Source organism: Longimicrobiaceae bacterium, assembly GCA_035696245.1.
GTDB lineage: Bacteria > Gemmatimonadota > Gemmatimonadetes > Longimicrobiales > Longimicrobiaceae > DASRQW01.
On sequence record DASRQW010000184.1, the window covers coordinates 1 to 16,806 of the forward strand.

Annotated in this window: 15 protein-coding genes; 1 reads left to right on the forward strand and 14 read right to left on the reverse strand. The window is 71.1% G+C overall.

Annotated elements, in window-relative coordinates; all coding sequences use genetic code 11:
* The 8 genes from VFE05_08735 to VFE05_08770 all read right to left on the reverse strand — a co-directional run.
* Positions 1-1,763 (reverse strand): DNA translocase FtsK 4TM domain-containing protein (locus VFE05_08735; GenBank protein HET6230142.1); only part of this gene is annotated, 1,763 nt, incomplete at its 3' end.
* A gap of 22 nt (positions 1,764-1,785) precedes the next feature.
* On the reverse strand, positions 1,786-2,535 hold the full coding sequence (locus VFE05_08740) for a 2-phosphosulfolactate phosphatase (GenBank protein ID HET6230143.1): 750 nt from the start codon (positions 2,533-2,535) through the stop codon (positions 1,786-1,788).
* Between the two features lie 43 nt (positions 2,536-2,578).
* Positions 2,579-3,931, reverse strand: coding sequence for an acetyl-CoA carboxylase biotin carboxylase subunit (accC, locus tag VFE05_08745; GenBank protein HET6230144.1), 1,353 nt, complete (start codon positions 3,929-3,931; stop codon positions 2,579-2,581).
* 6 nt (positions 3,932-3,937) lie between these two features.
* Positions 3,938-5,116, reverse strand: a complete 1,179-nt coding sequence (locus VFE05_08750; GenBank protein ID HET6230145.1) for a PilT/PilU family type 4a pilus ATPase — start codon at positions 5,114-5,116, stop codon at positions 3,938-3,940.
* Positions 5,113-5,607 (reverse strand): acetyl-CoA carboxylase biotin carboxyl carrier protein, encoded by a 495-nt coding sequence (gene accB, locus VFE05_08755; GenBank protein HET6230146.1) that lies wholly within the window; start codon positions 5,605-5,607, stop codon positions 5,113-5,115. Before accB ends, VFE05_08750 begins: the two co-directional genes overlap by 4 nt.
* A complete protein-coding gene (gene efp / locus VFE05_08760; protein HET6230147.1) occupies positions 5,604-6,170 on the reverse strand; it encodes an elongation factor P in 567 nt (188 codons plus the stop codon). Before efp ends, accB begins: the two co-directional genes overlap by 4 nt.
* A 15-nt stretch (positions 6,171-6,185) precedes the next feature.
* Positions 6,186-6,647 (reverse strand): type II 3-dehydroquinate dehydratase, encoded by a 462-nt coding sequence (gene aroQ, locus VFE05_08765; protein ID HET6230148.1) that lies wholly within the window; start codon positions 6,645-6,647, stop codon positions 6,186-6,188.
* Positions 6,644-9,496, reverse strand: a complete 2,853-nt coding sequence (locus VFE05_08770; GenBank protein HET6230149.1) for a tetratricopeptide repeat protein — start codon at positions 9,494-9,496, stop codon at positions 6,644-6,646. Before VFE05_08770 ends, aroQ begins: the two co-directional genes overlap by 4 nt.
* Positions 9,497-9,730: 234 nt before the next feature.
* On the opposite strand from VFE05_08770, the gene VFE05_08775 reads away from it, so the two are divergent.
* Complete coding sequence (locus tag VFE05_08775; GenBank protein ID HET6230150.1) at positions 9,731-11,572, forward strand: peptidylprolyl isomerase; 1,842 nt, start codon at positions 9,731-9,733, stop codon at positions 11,570-11,572.
* 148 nt (positions 11,573-11,720) lie between these two features.
* Here the strand turns inward: VFE05_08775 and VFE05_08780 are convergent, their stop codons facing one another.
* The 6 genes from VFE05_08780 to VFE05_08805 all read right to left on the reverse strand — a co-directional run bounded on the left by VFE05_08780 (position 11,721) and on the right by VFE05_08805 (position 16,530).
* On the reverse strand, positions 11,721-11,915 hold the full coding sequence (locus VFE05_08780; GenBank protein HET6230151.1) for a hypothetical protein: 195 nt from the start codon (positions 11,913-11,915) through the stop codon (positions 11,721-11,723).
* A gap of 308 nt (positions 11,916-12,223) precedes the next feature.
* A complete protein-coding gene (locus VFE05_08785; protein ID HET6230152.1) occupies positions 12,224-12,400 on the reverse strand; it encodes a hypothetical protein in 177 nt (58 codons plus the stop codon).
* Positions 12,397-12,831 carry a hypothetical protein gene (locus VFE05_08790; GenBank protein ID HET6230153.1) on the reverse strand — a complete coding sequence of 145 codons (435 nt, stop codon included), beginning with the start codon at positions 12,829-12,831 and terminating at the stop codon, positions 12,397-12,399. Before VFE05_08790 ends, VFE05_08785 begins: the two co-directional genes overlap by 4 nt.
* Positions 12,832-13,046: 215 nt before the next feature.
* Entirely contained in the window at positions 13,047-13,322 is a 276-nt protein-coding gene (locus VFE05_08795; protein ID HET6230154.1) for a hypothetical protein, read from the reverse strand.
* A 36-nt stretch (positions 13,323-13,358) separates the two neighbouring features.
* Positions 13,359-14,348, reverse strand: a complete 990-nt coding sequence (locus tag VFE05_08800; protein ID HET6230155.1) for a polyprenyl synthetase family protein — start codon at positions 14,346-14,348, stop codon at positions 13,359-13,361.
* A 67-nt stretch (positions 14,349-14,415) separates the two neighbouring features.
* Entirely contained in the window at positions 14,416-16,530 is a 2,115-nt protein-coding gene (locus tag VFE05_08805) for a tetratricopeptide repeat protein (GenBank protein HET6230156.1), read from the reverse strand.
* Between the last annotated feature and the right edge of the window lie 276 nt (positions 16,531-16,806).

Genomic DNA, 16,806 nt, shown 5'->3' on the forward strand with positions numbered 1-16,806 from the left:
TCCTCGCCGTCGGGGTCGGGCGAGCGCATGAGCTGCCCCGAATCTACCCGCGCGTTGAAGTCCGACAGGTTGCGCACCCCGTTGGCCGAGAGCAGCTGGTAGCGGCGCTCCATCTCGATCACCGCCCACTTCAGCACGGCGGCGGCGTCGGAGTTGTCCGTCACCACGGGGTGCCGCAGGTGGGGGAGATCGTTGTACATGCTGAGCTCCACCATCTTCGGGTCCACCATCAGGAACCGCAGCGTCTGCGGCGAGTGGCGGTAGATGAGGGAGGTGATGATGGTGTTCACGCACACCGACTTGCCGGAGCCGGTGGCGCCGGCGATGAGCAGGTGCGGCATCTTCGCCAGATCGGCCACGTGCGGCTTGCCCGCGATGTCCTTGCCCAGCGCCAGCGGCAGCGACGCCTTGCTGCCGCGGAACTGCGGCGACTCGATCACCTCGCGGAAGAACACCATCTCCGGCTCGGGGTTCGGCACCTCGACGCCCACCGCGCCCTTGCCCGGGATGGGCGCCACGATGCGGATGGACGGCGCGCGCATGGCGAGCGCCAGGTCCGCGTCCAGGCTGGCGATGCGCGCCACCTTGATGCCCGGCGCGGGCGACACCTCGAACTGCGTGACCACCGGGCCGGTCGTCATCCCCACGATGGTGCCCTCGATCTTGAACGTCGCGAGCTTGTCGATCAGCACCTGGCCCAGCTTGTCCAGCTCCGCCCGGTTGCGCATCTCGTCGCGCGTGGGCGGCGGGTCGAGCAGCATCGTCCCGGGCTTGTCGCCGCTGAGCGGATCGCCCGTGTCCACCGGCAGCGGGTCCGCGTTCTCGTCGGACGCCGCGCGGGCGGCCTTCTTCGCCGGCTTCGCTGCCGCGGCGGAGGAAGCGGCTTCGACCACCGCGTCGGGCGGGGATGCGGGAGATGCGGAGCCGTTCGCGCGCGGGGCGGGGAAGGGCAGCGTCGCCTCATCCCCGTTGGGCGATGCGGGAACGGCTGAGCGGCGGCCGGCGGCGGCGGGCGGGAAGCTGGCCTCGAACCGGTCGCCCTCGAACGGGTCGTCCTCGTCCTCGTCGCGGAAAGCGGCCGCACGGCCACCGTACTCCCCGTCGTACCCGCCTTCGTAGTCGCGGTCCGGCTCTTCGTCTCCCGAATCGTCCGCCGTGCGCTTGGTGAACGTGGGCATCGACGGGCGCGGCAGCTTGTCCGCGATGGCCGGCATGGCGGTGACGATGCCCTGCGCGCCGCGACCGGCCGCGCGCGTCCCCCGCACCATCGTCCGCAGCGGGTTCCACCGCAGCGTGACGACGCAGAGGCCCGCGAAGAGGAAGAACAGCACGAGCCCAGCGCCCACGGGGGAGAGCAGGCCGGTGAGCAATCCGCCGATCGCCGTTCCCAGCCAGCCGGCGGAGAGGGAGATGCCGTCATCGGAAGACGAGACCCCCACCGCCGCGGGAACGAGGATCGCGAGGCCGGAGAGGAGCAGGGTCCAGCGGACGACCGGCGCCGCGTCCAGCTTGCCGAACGCGACCAAGCCCCACAGTGCGAGGAGCACGGGCACGGCGAAGCCGCCCACGCCCAGGAAGCCCCAGGCGGCGCCGTTCAGCCACGCGCCGATGACGCCGACCACGTTGCCGGTGGCGAAGACGCGAAGGGCCGCGGCGCCGAGCAGCGCCACGGGGATCAGGGAGAGCGCGAGGAGCAGGGCGAGAGCGAGGAGCGCGAGGCCCCACAGCTCGCGCCGCTGCCGGTCGTCGAGGGAAAGCGACATCGGGGTAACGGCCCGCCCGGCGTCAGGCTTCGGAGAGCGCGGCGCCGGGGGCGGAGAGGGTGACCTGCCGGTCGTGCAGGACGGGGACGAGGTCGTGGCGGTCGACCTGCGCGCAGAAGGGGAGGTCCTCGGCGAGGGCGGCGGCCACGATGGCCTGGCCCGCGGCGGAGGCGGCGAACACCTCGGCGGGGTCTTCCCAGGCGCGGGCGAGCGCCATGGCAGCGAGGGCGCCGTCGTTGGTCTGCCACTCCGTGTCCGGCGTGGCGTCGGCCAGGCGGCGCGCGATCTCGCCCGCGCACACCGCGTCTTCCAGCGCGAACTGGCGGTCGCGGCCGGAGCAGAGCAGCAGCGGCTCGGCGCCCGAGCGCGCCAGCTCGTCGACCACGGCGGAGAGGTTGAGCCACGAGGCGATGAGGACGCGCGCGGCTCCCGCGGCCGCGGTCATGGCCGCGGTGCCGTTGGTGGTGCTCATCACCAGCGTCTTGCCGCCCACCTTCTCGGCGGTGAAGTCGCCGGGCGAGTTGCCCAGGTCGAAGCCCTCGATGGGAAGGCACTTGCGCTCGCCGCACAGCAGCACCCCGTCGCGCCCCAGCGTGTTGGCGATGCGGATCGCCTCCTCGATGGAGCCCACGGGATAGAGCGCGCGCGCGCCCGATGCCAGCGCCTCCACGATGGTGCTGGAGGCGCGGAGCACGTCGAGCACCACCACGGTGCGGTCCGAGATATCCCCGGGCACCAGCTCCCCGGGGGTGAAGAGAACGTCCAGCCTCATGCGTCTCGCGTTCGTCTGCGTATGAAGGTGTCGCGGCCGGCGGCTACTGTGCGGCGCGCTCGGCGACCATGCGCTCCAGGAACTTGGTGTCGACCTCGCCCGCGATGAAGGCGGGGTGGTCCATCACCGAGATCAGGAAGGGGATGGTGGTGTGCACGCCCTCCACCACGAACGACGCCAGCGAGTGGCGCATGCGCGCGATGGCCTCGGCGCGGGTGGAGCCGTGCACGATCAGCTTGGCCAGCAGCGAGTCGTAGTACTGCGGCACGCGGTAGCCCGCGTAGACGTGCGTGTCCAGGCGCACGCCCGGGCCGCCCGGCGGGTGGAACGTGGTGATCTGCCCCGGCGACGGCGCGAAGTTGCGCGCAGGGTCCTCGGCGTTGATGCGGCACTCGATGGCGTGCCCGCGAAGGCCGATCTCCTTCTCCGGCACCGAGAGCGGCAGGCCCGCGGCGGCGCGGATCTGCTCCTTCACCAGGTCGAACCCCGTGACCATCTCGGTGACCGGGTGCTCCACCTGGATGCGGGTGTTCATCTCCATGAAGTAGTACGAGCCGTCGTCGTTCAGCAGCATCTCGATGGTGCCGGCGCCCACGTACCCGATGGCGGCCGCGCCGCGCACCGCGGCCTCGCCCATGGCCGCCCGCAGCTCGGGCGTGAGGGCAGGGGAGGGGGCCTCCTCGATCAGCTTCTGGTGGCGGCGCTGCACCGAGCAGTCGCGTTCGCCCAGGTGGATCACGCGGCCGTGCTGGTCGCCCAGAATCTGGAACTCGATGTGGCGCGGGCGGGCCAGGTACTTCTCCACGTACACGCTGTCGTCGCCGAAAGCCGCCGCCGCCTCGTTGCGCGCCATGGTGAACTGGCGAACGAAGTCGTCGGCGTCGGCCGCCACGCGCATGCCCTTGCCGCCGCCGCCGGCCGCCGCCTTGATCAGCACGGGGAAGCCGATCTGGCGCGCCTCGGCCAGCGCCTCGTCGGGGTCGGCGATGGCGTCGGTGCCGGGCACGATGGGGACGCCCACCTCGCGCATGGTGCGCCGGGCCGCCGCCTTGTCGCCCATCGTGCGGATCTGCTGCGGCGTGGGCCCGATGAAGGTCAGCTCGCTGCGCTGGCAGATCTCGGAGAACTCGGCGTTCTCGGCCAGGAAGCCGTAGCCGGGGTGGATGGCGTCGGCGCCCGTGACCTCGGCCGCGGCGATGATGCGCGGGATGTTGAGGTAGCTCTCGCGCGCCTGCGGGGGCCCGATGCACACGTCCTCGTCGGCGAAGCGCACGTGCAGGCTCTCGCGGTCGGCCTCGGAGAAGACGGCCACGGTGCGGATGCCCATCTCCTTGCACGCCCGGATGACGCGGAGCGCGATCTCGCCGCGGTTGGCGATCAGAATCTTACGGAACAAGTCTGCCTATCCTTGGATGCCGCCGGACGCGCGCCCCGGCGCCCAGTCCGGCTCGGCGGCCGACTCGACGCCAGAGACGCGCAGGGCGAACTCTGATGGGTTCGACGCGTAGTGCATGGCCCACTCGAACGAGATGTCGCCGCGGCGGTGCAGCTCGGTGAGGCTCTGGTCGAAGGTCTGCATCCCGTACTGCACGCGCCCTTCGGCGATCAGCTCGGGGATGCTCTGGGTGTCGGCCTGGCTGCGGATGCGCTCCGAGACCGAGGCGGTGTTGATCATCACCTCGGCCGCCGGCACGCGCCCGGTGCCGCTGGCATGCGGGATGAGCCGCAGCGACACCACCGCCCGCAGCGCCGTGGCCAGCATGGAGCGGATCTCCTGGTGCTGGTGCGGCGGGAAGAACGAGATGATGCGCCCGATGGTCTGCGCCGCGTCGGTCGTGTGCAGCGTGGAGAGCACCAGGTGGCCGGTGTCGGCCGCCTTGAGCACCGTCTCCATGCTGGGCCGGTCGCGGATCTCGCCCAGCATGATCACGTCCGGGTCCTGCCGCAGCACGTGCCGCAGCGCGTCGTGGAACGAGTGCGTGTCGGTGCCCACCTCGCGCTGGCTGATGATGGCCTTCACGTCGCGGTGCAGGAACTCGATGGGGTCCTCGACCGTGACGATGTTCACCGCCCGCTGCTCGTTCAGGTGCCGAAGCACCGACGCGAGCGTGGTCGACTTGCCGCTGCCCGTGACGCCGGTCACGAGCACGAGCCCGCGCGGGGAGAGGGCGATCTCCTTCATCACCGGCGGCAGGCCCAGCGACTCCAGCGCGGGGACCTCGAAGGGAATGGCGCGGAAGGCCATACCCAGCGTCCCGCGCTGCTGGAACACGTTGGTGCGGAAGCGCCCCAGCCCCTGCACGCCGATGGCGAAGTCGATCTCCTTGCCCTCGGCGAACTGCTCCTTCTGCCGCGGGTTCATGATCTGGTCCGCGCAGCGGCGCAGGTCGTCGGGCCGCAGCGCCGCCAGCGCCGTCTCGTGCAGCTCGCCGTGCACGCGGATGATGGGGCTGCGCCCCACCTTGAGGTGCAGGTCCGAGCCGCCGCGCCGGATCAGCTCCTCCAGCGCCTCGCGGAGGACGAATTCGCGGCCCGTGCCGCCGGGCGCGCGCGGCTCGGCGCCGCCGTGGGCGTCGCTCACGCCGACGGCTCGATCCGGAAGAGGACCTGGCCGTATTCCACCGGCTCGCCGTTCTCCACGTTGATCTCGCGCACGGTGCCGGCCACGTCGGCGGTGAGCTCGTTCATGAGCTTCATCGCCTCCAGGATGCACAGCGTCTGGCCCTTGCTCACGCGGGTGCCCACCTCCACGTATGGCGGCGCCTCGGGGGCCGGGGAGCGGTAGTACGTGCCCACCATGGGCGACTTCACGTCCACCAGGTTGCTGGCGGCGGGTGCGGGCGCAGCGGCGGCAGCTTCCGGGGCGGCGGCGCGGGGGCCGGCGGCGATCTCGGCGGCGGGCGCGGGGTGCGCGTGCGCGGCCGGGGCGTGCATGACGGTGGGGGCCGCGGGCGCGGGCGGCGGCGTCTTGGCGATCCGGATGCGGGTGCCTCCCCGGGCGATCTCGAGGGAGTCGATGCCGCTCTCGTCCACCGCGCCGATCAGGCCGCGCAGGAATTCGAGGTCGATCATTTGTTCGCGCGTTCCATGTACTTGTCTTCCCGCCGGTCGACGCGGATCACGTCGCCCTCGTTGAGGAACAGGGGGACCTGCACGATCGCGCCCGTCTCCAGCTTGGCGGGCTTGGTGCCGCCCGTGGCGGTGTCGCCGCGCACGCCGGGATCGGTCTCCACCACCTGCAGCGTTACGAAGTTGGGAAGCTCGACGTTGATGATCTTCTCGCCGTGCACCAGCCCCGTGCACTCCATCCCTTCCTTGAGGTACTTCAGCTGGTCCTCGCCGATCACGTTCGCCATCAGCGGGATCTGGTCGTACGTCTCCTGGTCCATGAAGTAGTACAGGTCGCCGTCCTGGTAGCTGTACTGCACCGGGCGGTGCTCCAGGCGCACCTCCTCCACGCGGTCGCCCGCGCGGAACGTCTTCTCCAGCACGGCGCCGGTCAGCACGTTGCGCAGCTTGCTCCGCACCACCGTGTTGCCCTTGCCGGGCTTGTGGTGCTGGAACCACAGGATGGTGAAGAGCGTGCCATCCATGTTGAGGGTCATTCCGTTACGGAAGTCGGCCGTCGATGCCACGATGTCTCCTTCGGATCAAATAGACGATGGCTCCGCGGCCGCCGCCCCGCCCAGGTGGGCGAGCAGTGCGCGAAGTCCCAGACAATAGCTCTCCACGCCGAAGCCCGACACCGTTCCCAGCGCCTTGGCGGCCAGGAACGACGCGTGCCGGAACTCCTCGCGGGCATGGACGTTCGAAAGATGCACCTCCACGAACGGGCGCGCCACTCCCACCAGCGCGTCGCGCAGCGCCACGCTGGTGTGCGTGTACGCCGCCGCGTTCACCACGAACCCGTCCACACGGCCCGCGGCCTCCTGCACGAAGTCTACCAGCGCGCCCTCGTGGTTGCTCTGGAAGCTCTCCGCCTCCGCGCCCAGCTCGGCCGCCAGCGACGCCACGCGGGCGTCGATCTCGGCCAGCGTGGCGGTGCCGTACACGCCGGGCTCGCGGCGGCCCAGCAGGTTCAGGTTGGGCCCGTGGACGACGGCGACCCTCACCGCTTCAGGCTCTGCAGCCACGCCTGGAACGACTCCAGGTCCTCGTCGTCGTCCCCGCCGCCGCCTGGCGCGGGCTCCGCCGGGGCTGAGGAGGGCGCGGGCGTGGCGTCGAAGCTGGGTGCGGGGACCGGAGCCGGTGCGGGCACGTGTGTGGACGGCTGCGCCGGCGCGGCGGCCGGCGCGGCGAAGAAGTCCTCGAACGAGAAGCCGCCGGCCGCCGGTGCGTCGCTCGCCGCAGGTGCCTGCTCCACGGGCGCGGGCGTATCGGGCGCCGCGTCCATCTCCCACGGGTACGCGTCCGCGGGCGCGGGCTGCGCGGGCGCTTCGGGCGCGGGGGCGTCGAGGACGAAGTCGTCGAAGGGCGGAACGTCGTCGGCTGCCGCGGCGGCGGGTGCAGGCGTCTCCCAGGGCGCGGGTTCCTCGGCCTGCGCGGCCTCGTCGGCCGGCTGCGCAGCCGGCGGATCGGCGGCCCACGGCATGTCCATCGGCGCGAAGTCGTCCGGCACGGCGGCCGGCGCGTCCTGCTGCGCCGGGGCGGCAGAGTCCATCCACGGCAGATCCTCGACCGCGGGCTCATCATCCGCCTGCTCCGCCTCGGCAGTGCCGGAGGATGCGTCGAAGCCGAAGTCCGCAATGTCCTCTGCGGCCTGCGGCTCCCCCGCCGATGCGTCGGTCGAGAGCCACGGGAGATCATCCGGGGACTCGGCCGGCTCGTCCTCGGCGTACGGCGCCGCGAACGAATCGTCCGCAGCCGCGCTCGCCGCTTCCGGCTCCGTATCTACCGGCACACTCTCCGCGCCGAAGTCCGCCACGCCCGTATCGAACCCGGCGGACGCGCTCGCGTCATCGGATCCGGCGGACGTGCTCGCGTCGAACGAGGTCGTGCCCTCGCCGAACGCCGGCGTTTCGGGCTGCGCGGGAGATGCGGGAGCTTCGGCGGCTGCCGCTGAAGCCTGCATCCCCGGACGCCACGAGAGGATCCCCGCCAGATACGCGGTGATGCTCGGGGGGGATGCCGGCGCCGTCACGGACGGCTGCTGCGGCTGGGAAGCTACCGATTCCGGCTGCCCGCTTTGGCCTTCGGACGCCTCCTCCTTCTCGGCAGATGCGAGATGCGGTCGATCGGCGGAGATGTCCTCCGGCTGCGCCTGCTCCGCTACCGGCTGCGCATCGGCCGATGCGGCGAAGTCGGTGTGCGATGCGAAGTCGCCGAGATCGGGGAAGCCGGTGCCGGAATCGAAGCCGAAGGCATCCTCCGCAGGCGCCTGGAGATCGGACGCGGCGCCTGCCTGCGGGTCGGTGGGCGTGAGCTCGGCGGCGGCAGGCTGCGCATCTTCCGTGCTCTCGGTCGACCCAGCCGATTGCGCCGCATCCGGGAACGCGGGAAGGCCGTCGAAGCCGTTCACGAACGAGTCCGCGAAGGGGTCGCCGGAGGCGGATGACGTATCGAACGCCTGCGCGGACGAGCCGTCGGATTCCGCATCGCCTCCGACACCCGCGCCGACCGGCTCGCGCTCGAAGTCGGCGGCGCCATCGGTGAAGTTCAGGCCGGGCAGACCGGTCTCGATGAGCGGGAGGTCCTCGACGTGCTCGTCACCGTGCGCGAGATCATCGTGGGCGAAGTCGGATTCGAGCTCGGGCGAAGCGGTCTCGGCGCCGGCAGACGGAGCGGCCATGGCCTGCTCGATCTCGCGGAGGCGGCTCACGAGCGCGGGCTCGTCACCGCGGCGGCGGATCAGCTCGCGGTACACGTCGGCGGCGCGCTCGGGGAAGCCCTGGCGTGCGTACAGCTCGGCCATCGTCTCCGTCACCAGCTCGCCATCGTCGTCGTGCTCCGCCGGCTCCTCGGCGCCGAACGAACCCGGTGCGAGGTCCAGGTCCGGCGCCGGGCCGGCATCCCATCCGTCGGAACCGGCGTCGGCAGGCTGCTCCGCGAGGTCGTCGGAGAGCGGCACGTCGCCGAAGGAGAATGCGTCGTACTCGGCAGGCCCCTCGGGCTCGGCGGCGGGGGGCTGCTCCTCGGGCTCGTCGAGCGAGATGGCGCCCCACCCGCCGAAATCGCCGGACGCGGGCTCGGGCGTGGCGGGCGGCGCGGCGGACGCCTCCAGGTCGATCGTGCCGAACTCGCCCAGGTCGGCGTCACCTGCGGACGCGTCGAGGCCCGACGTCCCCGCGCCTTCGTCGAGGAAACCGGTGCGCGGCGCCTTGGGCTGCTCCTCGGCCAACGAGAACGCCTCGTCGCGGATCTCCAGCAGGCCGAAGTCGTCCGCTTCGGGCGCGTCGGAGCGCGGCGCGGGGCGGGGCACGACGGGGATGTCCAAATCCAGCGGCGAGAAGTCGTCCAGCCCGGCATCCAGTGCCTGGGTTTCGGGCTCTGCCGGCGCGGAAGCGGACGCGGCGGGGAAGGCGTCCGCGGGCGGGGACGCCGCCGGGGGGGAGGCGGAGAGGCCGTCCAGCGCCTCGCGTGCCTCCTTGTTCATGGGGTCCACGGCCAGCAGCTCGCCGTACCAGCGGCCCGCCTCGTCGGCATTGCCGGCGGCGGCGGCCATCTCGCCCAGCGTGCGCAGCGCGATCAGGTTCTGCGGATCGACCGAAAGCACGTAGCGGAACTCGGTGTTCGCCTCGTCCACGGCGCCCCGGTCCGCCAGGCAGCGCCCCAGGACGATGCGGGCGCTCAGGTAGCCAGGATGCCCCTTGAGGCCGGTGCGCAGCAGCTGCTCGGCCTGGCCGATCTCCCCGGCGTCACGGTACGCGTTGGCCAGGGGCACGAAGAACCGGCCCGGGTTCTCCTCGTATTTGCCCTGAAGCTCCCTGATCTTTCCGGCAAGCTCGGGCGAGATGTCGGCCATGGCTCGTGCGCGCGTGAGGAGAACTGTGAAGTGAGGCGGGCGTGGACGGATTAGGGGCGCAACATACTGCGGGCTCGCTCGCACTGTCAACCGGACGGGGCCCCGCCGGCGGCCTCGGCTTGCGTGCGCGGCGGCTTCTAAATATGTTTCCGACCTTCATTTCGCGGAATCCGCGTCCCTCCCAGCACCCCGGGTCTCCCCCCGGCGTCGTACGTTCCGGAGCTTGACTGACCTATGATGATGCAGAAGATGCGGGGCAGCGCCGGCAAGCTCATGGCCGGCTTCTTCGCACTGGCGTTCCTGGGCTGGATGGTACTCCAGCGCGGGATGGACGTGACCGGCACGGGCCCCGGCCAGGTGAGCGACGTGGGCAGCGTGAACGGCACGCCCATCACGGTGAACCAGTGGAACGCCGAGTACCAGCGCATCTACGAGCAGGCCCGCCAGAGCACCGGCGGCAGCCTCACGCCGGACCAGCTGGCCGAGGTGCGCGAGCAGACGTGGAACCGCCTGGTGGACCAGACGCTGATCCAGCAGGAGATGAAGCGCCGCGGCATCGAGGTGAGCGACGGCGAGGTGATCTTCGCCGCCAAGCACCTGCCGCACCCGCAGCTCGCGCAGAACGAGCTGTTCCAGACCAACGGGCAGTTCGACCTGAACAAATACCAGGCCTTCCTCGCCAGCCCCAACGCCCCGGCCGACATCTTCCCGCAGCTGGAGGCGTACTACCGCGAGGTCATCCCCCAGGCCAAGCTCTTCCGCCAGGTCAACAGCGGCGCGTGGGTGAGCGACGCCGACCTGTGGCGCTCGTTCCAGGACCGCACCGAGACCGCCACGGTGGAGTACGTGCCGCTCGACCTCGCCAAGCTGGCCCCCGGCGAGCCGGCAGTGAGCGACACCGAGGTGAAGACGTACTTCGACGCGCACAGGGACGAGTACAAGCGCCCGAACACGGCGCGCGTGGCCGTGGCGTACTTCCCCGAGACGATCACCGACGCGGACCGCGCGGCCACGCTCGACAAGGCGCGCCAGGTCCGCGCCGAGATCGTGGGCGGCGGCGACTTCGCTGCCATCGCGAAGCGCGAGTCGGAAGACCCGGGCAGCAAGGACAACGGCGGCGACCTGGGCACCTTCGGCAAAGGCCGCATGGTGGGCGCGTTCGACTCCGCCGCCTTCGCGCTGCCGGTCAACGCGGTGTCCGAGCCGGTGCTCACGCAGTTCGGCTACCACATCATCCAGGTGCTGGAGCACACCGGCGACCAGGTGCACGCCCGCCACATCCTGATCCCCATCGCCAAGGCCGAGGCGGAGCAGGTCAAGCTGGAGAACAAGGCGGACTCGCTGTACAAGCTGGCGCCGGAGAAGGGCCTGGAGACCACCGCCCGCCTGCTCGGCGCGGCGTACATCCCCTCGGTGACGCTGACGGACCAGGCGCCGTACATCCCCGGCGTGGGCGGTGCCCGCGAGGCGATGGACTGGGCCGGCGAGAACGCGGACGACCCGGAGAACGCGCACCCGGTGAGCGAGCCGTTCGACAACAAGACGGCGCTGTACGTGGCACGCCTGGAGTCGTTCACGCGCAAGGGCGACATGACGCTGGCCGAGGCCACCCCGCAGATCCGCCGCGAGCTGGTCGTGCAGAAGAAGCGCGAAACGGCCCGCGCCGCCGGCCGCGCTCTGCTCGCGCAGGTCCACGCCGGCAAGACGCTCCAGCAGGTGGCCGCCGAGAAGGGCCTCCAGGTCCTCACCGCCGGCCCGTTCACCCGCGTCGACCCGAACCCCGTGTTCGGCCAGGCGAGCGCCGCTGCCGGCGCCGCGTTCGGCACGCCCATCGGCCAGGTGAGCGACGTGGTGGAGACGAGCGCCGGGCTCTTCCTGGTGCGCCCCACCGCGCGCACCACGGCGGACCGGACGGCGTTCATGGCGCAGAAGGAGCAGCTTCGGCAGATGACCGCCTACCAGCTCAACCAGCAGCAGGTGCAGCGCTGGCTGGCGGGCCTGCGCAAGAACGCGAAGATCGAGGACAACCGCGACGAGGTCTTCCGCCGCCGTCCCTCCGCCCCCGCGCTCACGTAGCCGGAACGGCGGTCCCGGACGTCGAATCGCCCCGCTCTCCTTGATGGAGGGCGGGGCGATTCTCTTTGCCCTCTCACCGCAGCGCCGGGGAGGTCACTCGGCCCCGCAGCACCTTGCCTCACCGGCGTTCAGTGGTTGCGTGGCGAACTCAGCAGGGGTACCACTCCGAAGTTCTTGGAAGGCTGCTGCACTTGAACGGACCCGTGTCGATGGTTCCCGTGTCGTCTGTCGGGATCGTGTAGACCGGCCCGGTCACGTGCGCGGCTGGGCCACCGGATCCGGACGGGTCCGGTATGAACGACTCCACTCCGAGCATCTCGATGTCCAGCTTGAGTGATCTCATTGGTCTGCTCCGGTCTGTGGGCGCAAAGCGGAAAAAGGCCAGAATAGAGCGCCGTCCCCAGGCAGTTTAGGGTCGTGCGCAAAACGGCGTCAAGTGAAACGTTGAAGCGTCGACAGAATGTGAATCGCCCCACTCTCATCCACGGAGAGCCGGGCGATTCTCTCGTCGTCTCGTACAGCCGACGTGGCGTGGTCGAACAGGGTGGACGGACCGTGCAACCTCGCGCACCATCCGTGGTCCCGCCGATGGAAGCGCGTCTTCGGCCGAGGCGAAGGGCGTCCGTAGATCAGCGGCGGATGGCGGGTCGCTCAGCCGGTGCGTCGGTTGGCGACGCCGTGCCTGCGCTCGCGCGGGAGGAGCAGGTCGCGGATAATGCGGGGGACGGCCACGCCGCGCGTGTCGAGGATGGTGACGGCCGCGAACGCGAGGCCGGTGAGGGCCACGACCCAACCAAGCGCGGAGACCACTTCCAGGTAGAGTCTCATGTCGTCACCTCGGGGCGGAGTTCGGGCTGCGTCAGCCGGTCTTCCAGCAGCGCGAGCTGTGCGTTGATCGCGTGGCTGATGGCAAGGATTGCCATGCACAGGACGGACAGGACGATCTTCAAGTTTCTAATGTCGAACAGATTGTCGTCGAGCGCAACGGTGTCGGCGGCCATCAGAAGGGCGCCGAAGATGATGATGAATACGACGGACAAGCCTACGCATCGTGTCTTCCAGCGCGGATCGACGTTCCGCGCGTGCTCCAGCTCGTTGATGTTGGTGACGCTCAGCACCAGGCCGAATGCGACCAGATCGCCTTCGTTGAGCGCAAAGTCCAGCGTCGCCCTCCGCGCACAGATGTAGATGAGTGCGCGGATCCCCAGCGGGATGAGGCCGATGACCACCGTGTAGATCAGCCATCGTGTTCTCTGCATCAAGGGGGCCGCTGCAAACGTGGACGGAGTATTCGGCAGGTGCGCATCTTAATGGCCCATCCATGCATTGTCCAGCCCCGCACGGGGACCATCAGCCCAAAGTCGGCAGGGCGGAGGCCGAAACGCGGAAGGGGCGCGATTGGTCGCGCCCCTGCGTTCCATCTACCGGCCGTTCCTGATCATCCCGCCGTTCCGTCGGCTGCGTCTCGCCGGTCCTAGAGCCAGGTGCGGGCGGCGAGGGCGACGACGAGCACGCCCATGAGGCTGAGGAAGTTCAGGTGGAGGACCAGCGGCCCCAGCGTGATGCCGATGGCGACCAGGTCGACCGCCAGGGGGCCGAACGAGGCGTTCACCGCGTAGGTGAAGAAGGTCCGAGGCCCGCCTTCGGGCATGAAGCGCACCGCGAGCTCCGAGAGCAGCGCGCCGAGCACGAGACCCATGAGGACCACCAGCACGAGGCGACCCGCACGGCGCCGGACTGCAACGTTCATCTCACCTCCCCCACCCCGGTGTAAGAGCGGCCGACCCTAACGGCGGCGCTCGATTGCGTAGGCGATCCCGTCGCGCAGCGCGTCCAGCGCGGGGCCCTCGGGCAGCCCCTCGAGCGCTTCGGCGGCGCGGCCGGCGCATTCGAGCGCCCTCTCCCTAGCATAATCCAAGCCGCCGCGGGCGCCCACGATGGCGACCACGCCGGCGATGGCCTCGTCGGAAGGCTCGGGGTCGCGGAACAGGTCCTCGACCTCGCGGCGCTCGGCGGGCGAGAGGTGCGGCAGCGCGGCGATGAGCGGCAGCGTGACCTTGTGCTCGCGCAGGTCCAGGCCGCTGGGCTTGCCCGTATCTGCCGAGTCGGCCGTGTAGTCCAGCAGGTCGTCGGCGATCTGGAAGGCCATGCCCAGCTCGCGGCCGAAGCGGCGGAGCTGCGTGCGCCACTCGGGGGCGCCGGTGATGGCGCCCAGCTCGCACGCGCACGACATGAGCGAGGCGGTCTTGCTCTCGATGAGGCGGTTGTAGTCGTCCTCGCCGAAGCCCAGGGCGTCGTGCGCCGAGAGCTGGCGCATCTCCCCCACCGTCATGGCGTTGGCGGCGTCGGCCAGCACGCGGATGGGCTCGATGCTGCCCAGGCGCGTGATCTCGCTGATGGAGCGCGAGTACAGGTAGTCGCCCATGATGACGGCGACCTGGTGGCTCCAGATGGCGTTGACGGTGGGCATGCCGCGGCGCAGCACCGAGTGGTCCACGGCGTCGTCGTGCACCAGCGTTGCCAGGTGCACCAGCTCGGTCACGGCGGCCAGCGTCTCGGCCTCGGGGCTGCGGCGGCCGCCCAGCTCGTCGCACAGGAGGACGAGGCCGGGGCGGAAGAGCTTGCCGCGGATCTTGAGGAGGTACTCGTTGACCGCCCCCACGGGCGCGAAGTCGGAGACGACGATGCGGCGGATCTCGTCGACCACGGCGTCCAGCCGCTCGCGGATGGGTGCCTGGATGTCGGAGAGCGTGGGGGGCGCGGTACGAAGCATCATGCCGGGATGAGTGGAGCCGGAGCGGGGCGGGGACGCGGCACAAGGTAACGGGGCCCGGTGCGGCGTGTCAAAGCGGCCTCGCCGGTGCGGAGCCGCGCAGGGCGTCGGCGCGGGCCGCTGCGTCGCGGAAGCGGATGTCCATCGCCATCACCCTCTCGTAGTAGCCCCGCGCGGCGTCGCCTTCTCCCACGGCCTCGGTCGCGCGGCCCAGCTGGTAGAGCACGCCGATCAGCTCGTTCTCGCCCGCGCCGGTGATGCGCAGCGCGCGGTCCAGCACGCGCGAGGCCACGGCGTACTGGCCCTTCTCCACGAAGCACTGGCCCAGCATCTCCAGCGTGGCGAGCGGGTTGGCGCCGCCGCGCAGCGCGACCTGGAACTCGGCGATGGCCTCGTCCAGCAGCCCCATCTCCTTGAAGGCGGTGCCCAGGTCGTAGTGGCTGGCCGAGTCTTCGACCTCGATGTTCTCGGCCACCTTCTGGCGGAAGTGGCTGAGCATGTCGGCGAAGTCGCGGTCCTCGTCGCCCGTGGGCTCCTTCTCCTCGACCACGAAGCGGGTGCTGGTCCCCTGCGGCTCGTCTTCCATGATGAGCGAGCCGAGGTCGATGTACTCGTCGGCCGCCGCTTTCGCGGGCGCGCCGGGCCGCGGGGCGGGCGCCGGTGCGACGGCCGCGCGAGCCTCGGCGTTCGACGGGTCCAGCTCCAGCACGCGCTGGAAGACGGCGCGGCCCTTGGCTTCCTCTCCCGCGGCGACGAGGTGCGCGCCCAGGGCCAGGTACGCGGGCACCAGCCGCTCTCGGTCGCCGGAGCGGAACGCGTACTCCACCTGCTTCTGCAGGAGCGCGGCGTCGCCGGGGCGCTGGGCGACCAGGCGGGAGACGACCGGCAGCGCCTCGGCGTACATGCCGCGCGCGGCGAGGCCGCGGTGTGCCTCTTCCAGCAGCGCGGGGGCCTCGTAACCCTGGCCGCGCGCATCCAGCTCCGCCAGCAGCGCGTCGAGCACGACCACGTCGCCGGGGGCGGCTGCGAAGCGCTCGCGCAGCTCCTCCAGCCGGTCGCGGCGCGGCGGGGAGACGGGCGCCACGTCCATCAGCGGCAGCGGCTCCGCCTCCTCATCTTCGTCCTCGCTGAAACGGTCGAACGGGGTCTCCAGCGCGGGCAGACCGCCGCGGGCCCCGCCGAACCCGCCGTCGTCCATCAACGGCAGCGGTTCGGCATCGCCCTCGTAGTCCTCGTCATCGGCGGAGGGGAAGCCGAAGCCGTCGAAGGGCGGGTCGTGGGCCGGGAGCGGGTCGGCGCCCGCATGGTCCAGGCTGAAGTCGCCCAGGTCGAGGCCGGGCACGGGTGCCGCAGGCGCCTCGGGCTCGGGCGCGAGGTTGGTGGTCTCCAGCCCTTCCAGCGGGGCGATGTCGTCCAGCTCCAGCGCCGGGGGACCGGCGTCCATGCCCGAAGGCGGCGCCGTGGATGGGGGCGCGGACGCGGCCGGGCCGGTGTCCAGGTGCAGCGCGCCGCTGTCGAAGGCCGACGCGAAGTCGTCGCCCCCGCCCGCGTGCGAGGCGCGGGCGATGCCGGAGGTGTCCGCGTTCGGGTCGATGGAGCGGATTTGCTCGCGAAGCTCCTCGGCGACGGCCTCGGCGCCCTTCTCCTCGGCCTGGCCCACGAGGATGCGAAGCTGCTCGATGGACTCGTCGGGGTGGCCGTGCGACAGGAGCTGGTCGGCCAGCAGGCGGCGGACGTCGGTGTCGGACGGGGAGAGGTCGGCGAACTCCTTGAGGGCGGCGAACGAGGCGTCGAGCTTGCCCGCGCGCTGCATGCGCTCGGCGTACTCCAGGAAGTTCTGGCGCGCGTCGGCCAGGAAGCCCTTCGCGGCGCTGATCTGCCCCAGCTTCAGGTAAACGGACGCGCGGCCGGGCACCAGGCGCAGGATCTTGCGGCACAGCGCGATTGCGTTGTTGTGCAGCGCCACCTCGGCATACGCGTTCACCGCGGCCTCATACGCCTCCACGGCGCGCTCGGTCTCGTTGAGGCGCAGGTGCAGGTCGCCCAGGCGGTTCCAGAGGCCGATGTCGACCTCTTCGCCGTCGGGGTTCTCGATGACCTGGCGGTAGAGGGCGATCGCCTCCCGCCAGTTCTCCCGCTGTTCGAGCGCGCGAGCCTGTTCCCGGAGCTTCGAGTTGTTCGCCATGCACTGGGACGTTGGTGGGACGGGCTCCGGCGGGAACGCCTGGCGCCGTCACGGCCGCGGCGCGCCCGCGCGTGGGCACACTCCGGGCAAAGAACCGGTGAAGATACCCAAAATCAAGCGTGGGAACAAGAAAGGCCCCGCGGCCCCTGCCGCTTCGAGACCGCGGGGCGCTTCTCGCGCCCTGGCGTGCCGGTGGATGGACGGGCAGAGAGCGCTGGGGGTCACGGCGCGAGGTCCACTCCCGGCTCGTAACGCTCGCCTTCCTCCACCCAGGCG

Coding starts and splice junctions, on each gene's coding strand:
- VFE05_08795 (HET6230154.1), bottom strand. CDS start 13,322: ATGAACGTTGCAGTCCGGCGCCGTGCGGGTCGCCTCGTGCTGGTGGTC.
- VFE05_08775 (HET6230150.1), top strand. CDS start 9,731: ATGATGATGCAGAAGATGCGGGGCAGCGCCGGCAAGCTCATGGCCGGC.
- VFE05_08770 (HET6230149.1), bottom strand. CDS start 9,496: ATGGCCGACATCTCGCCCGAGCTTGCCGGAAAGATCAGGGAGCTTCAG.
- accB (HET6230146.1), bottom strand. CDS start 5,607: ATGATCGACCTCGAATTCCTGCGCGGCCTGATCGGCGCGGTGGACGAG.
- VFE05_08740 (HET6230143.1), bottom strand. CDS start 2,535: ATGAGGCTGGACGTTCTCTTCACCCCCGGGGAGCTGGTGCCCGGGGAT.
- VFE05_08800 (HET6230155.1), bottom strand. CDS start 14,348: ATGATGCTTCGTACCGCGCCCCCCACGCTCTCCGACATCCAGGCACCC.
- VFE05_08780 (HET6230151.1), bottom strand. CDS start 11,915: ATGAGATCACTCAAGCTGGACATCGAGATGCTCGGAGTGGAGTCGTTC.
- VFE05_08790 (HET6230153.1), bottom strand. CDS start 12,831: ATGCAGAGAACACGATGGCTGATCTACACGGTGGTCATCGGCCTCATC.
- VFE05_08785 (HET6230152.1), bottom strand. CDS start 12,400: ATGAGACTCTACCTGGAAGTGGTCTCCGCGCTTGGTTGGGTCGTGGCC.
- VFE05_08805 (HET6230156.1), bottom strand. CDS start 16,530: ATGGCGAACAACTCGAAGCTCCGGGAACAGGCTCGCGCGCTCGAACAG.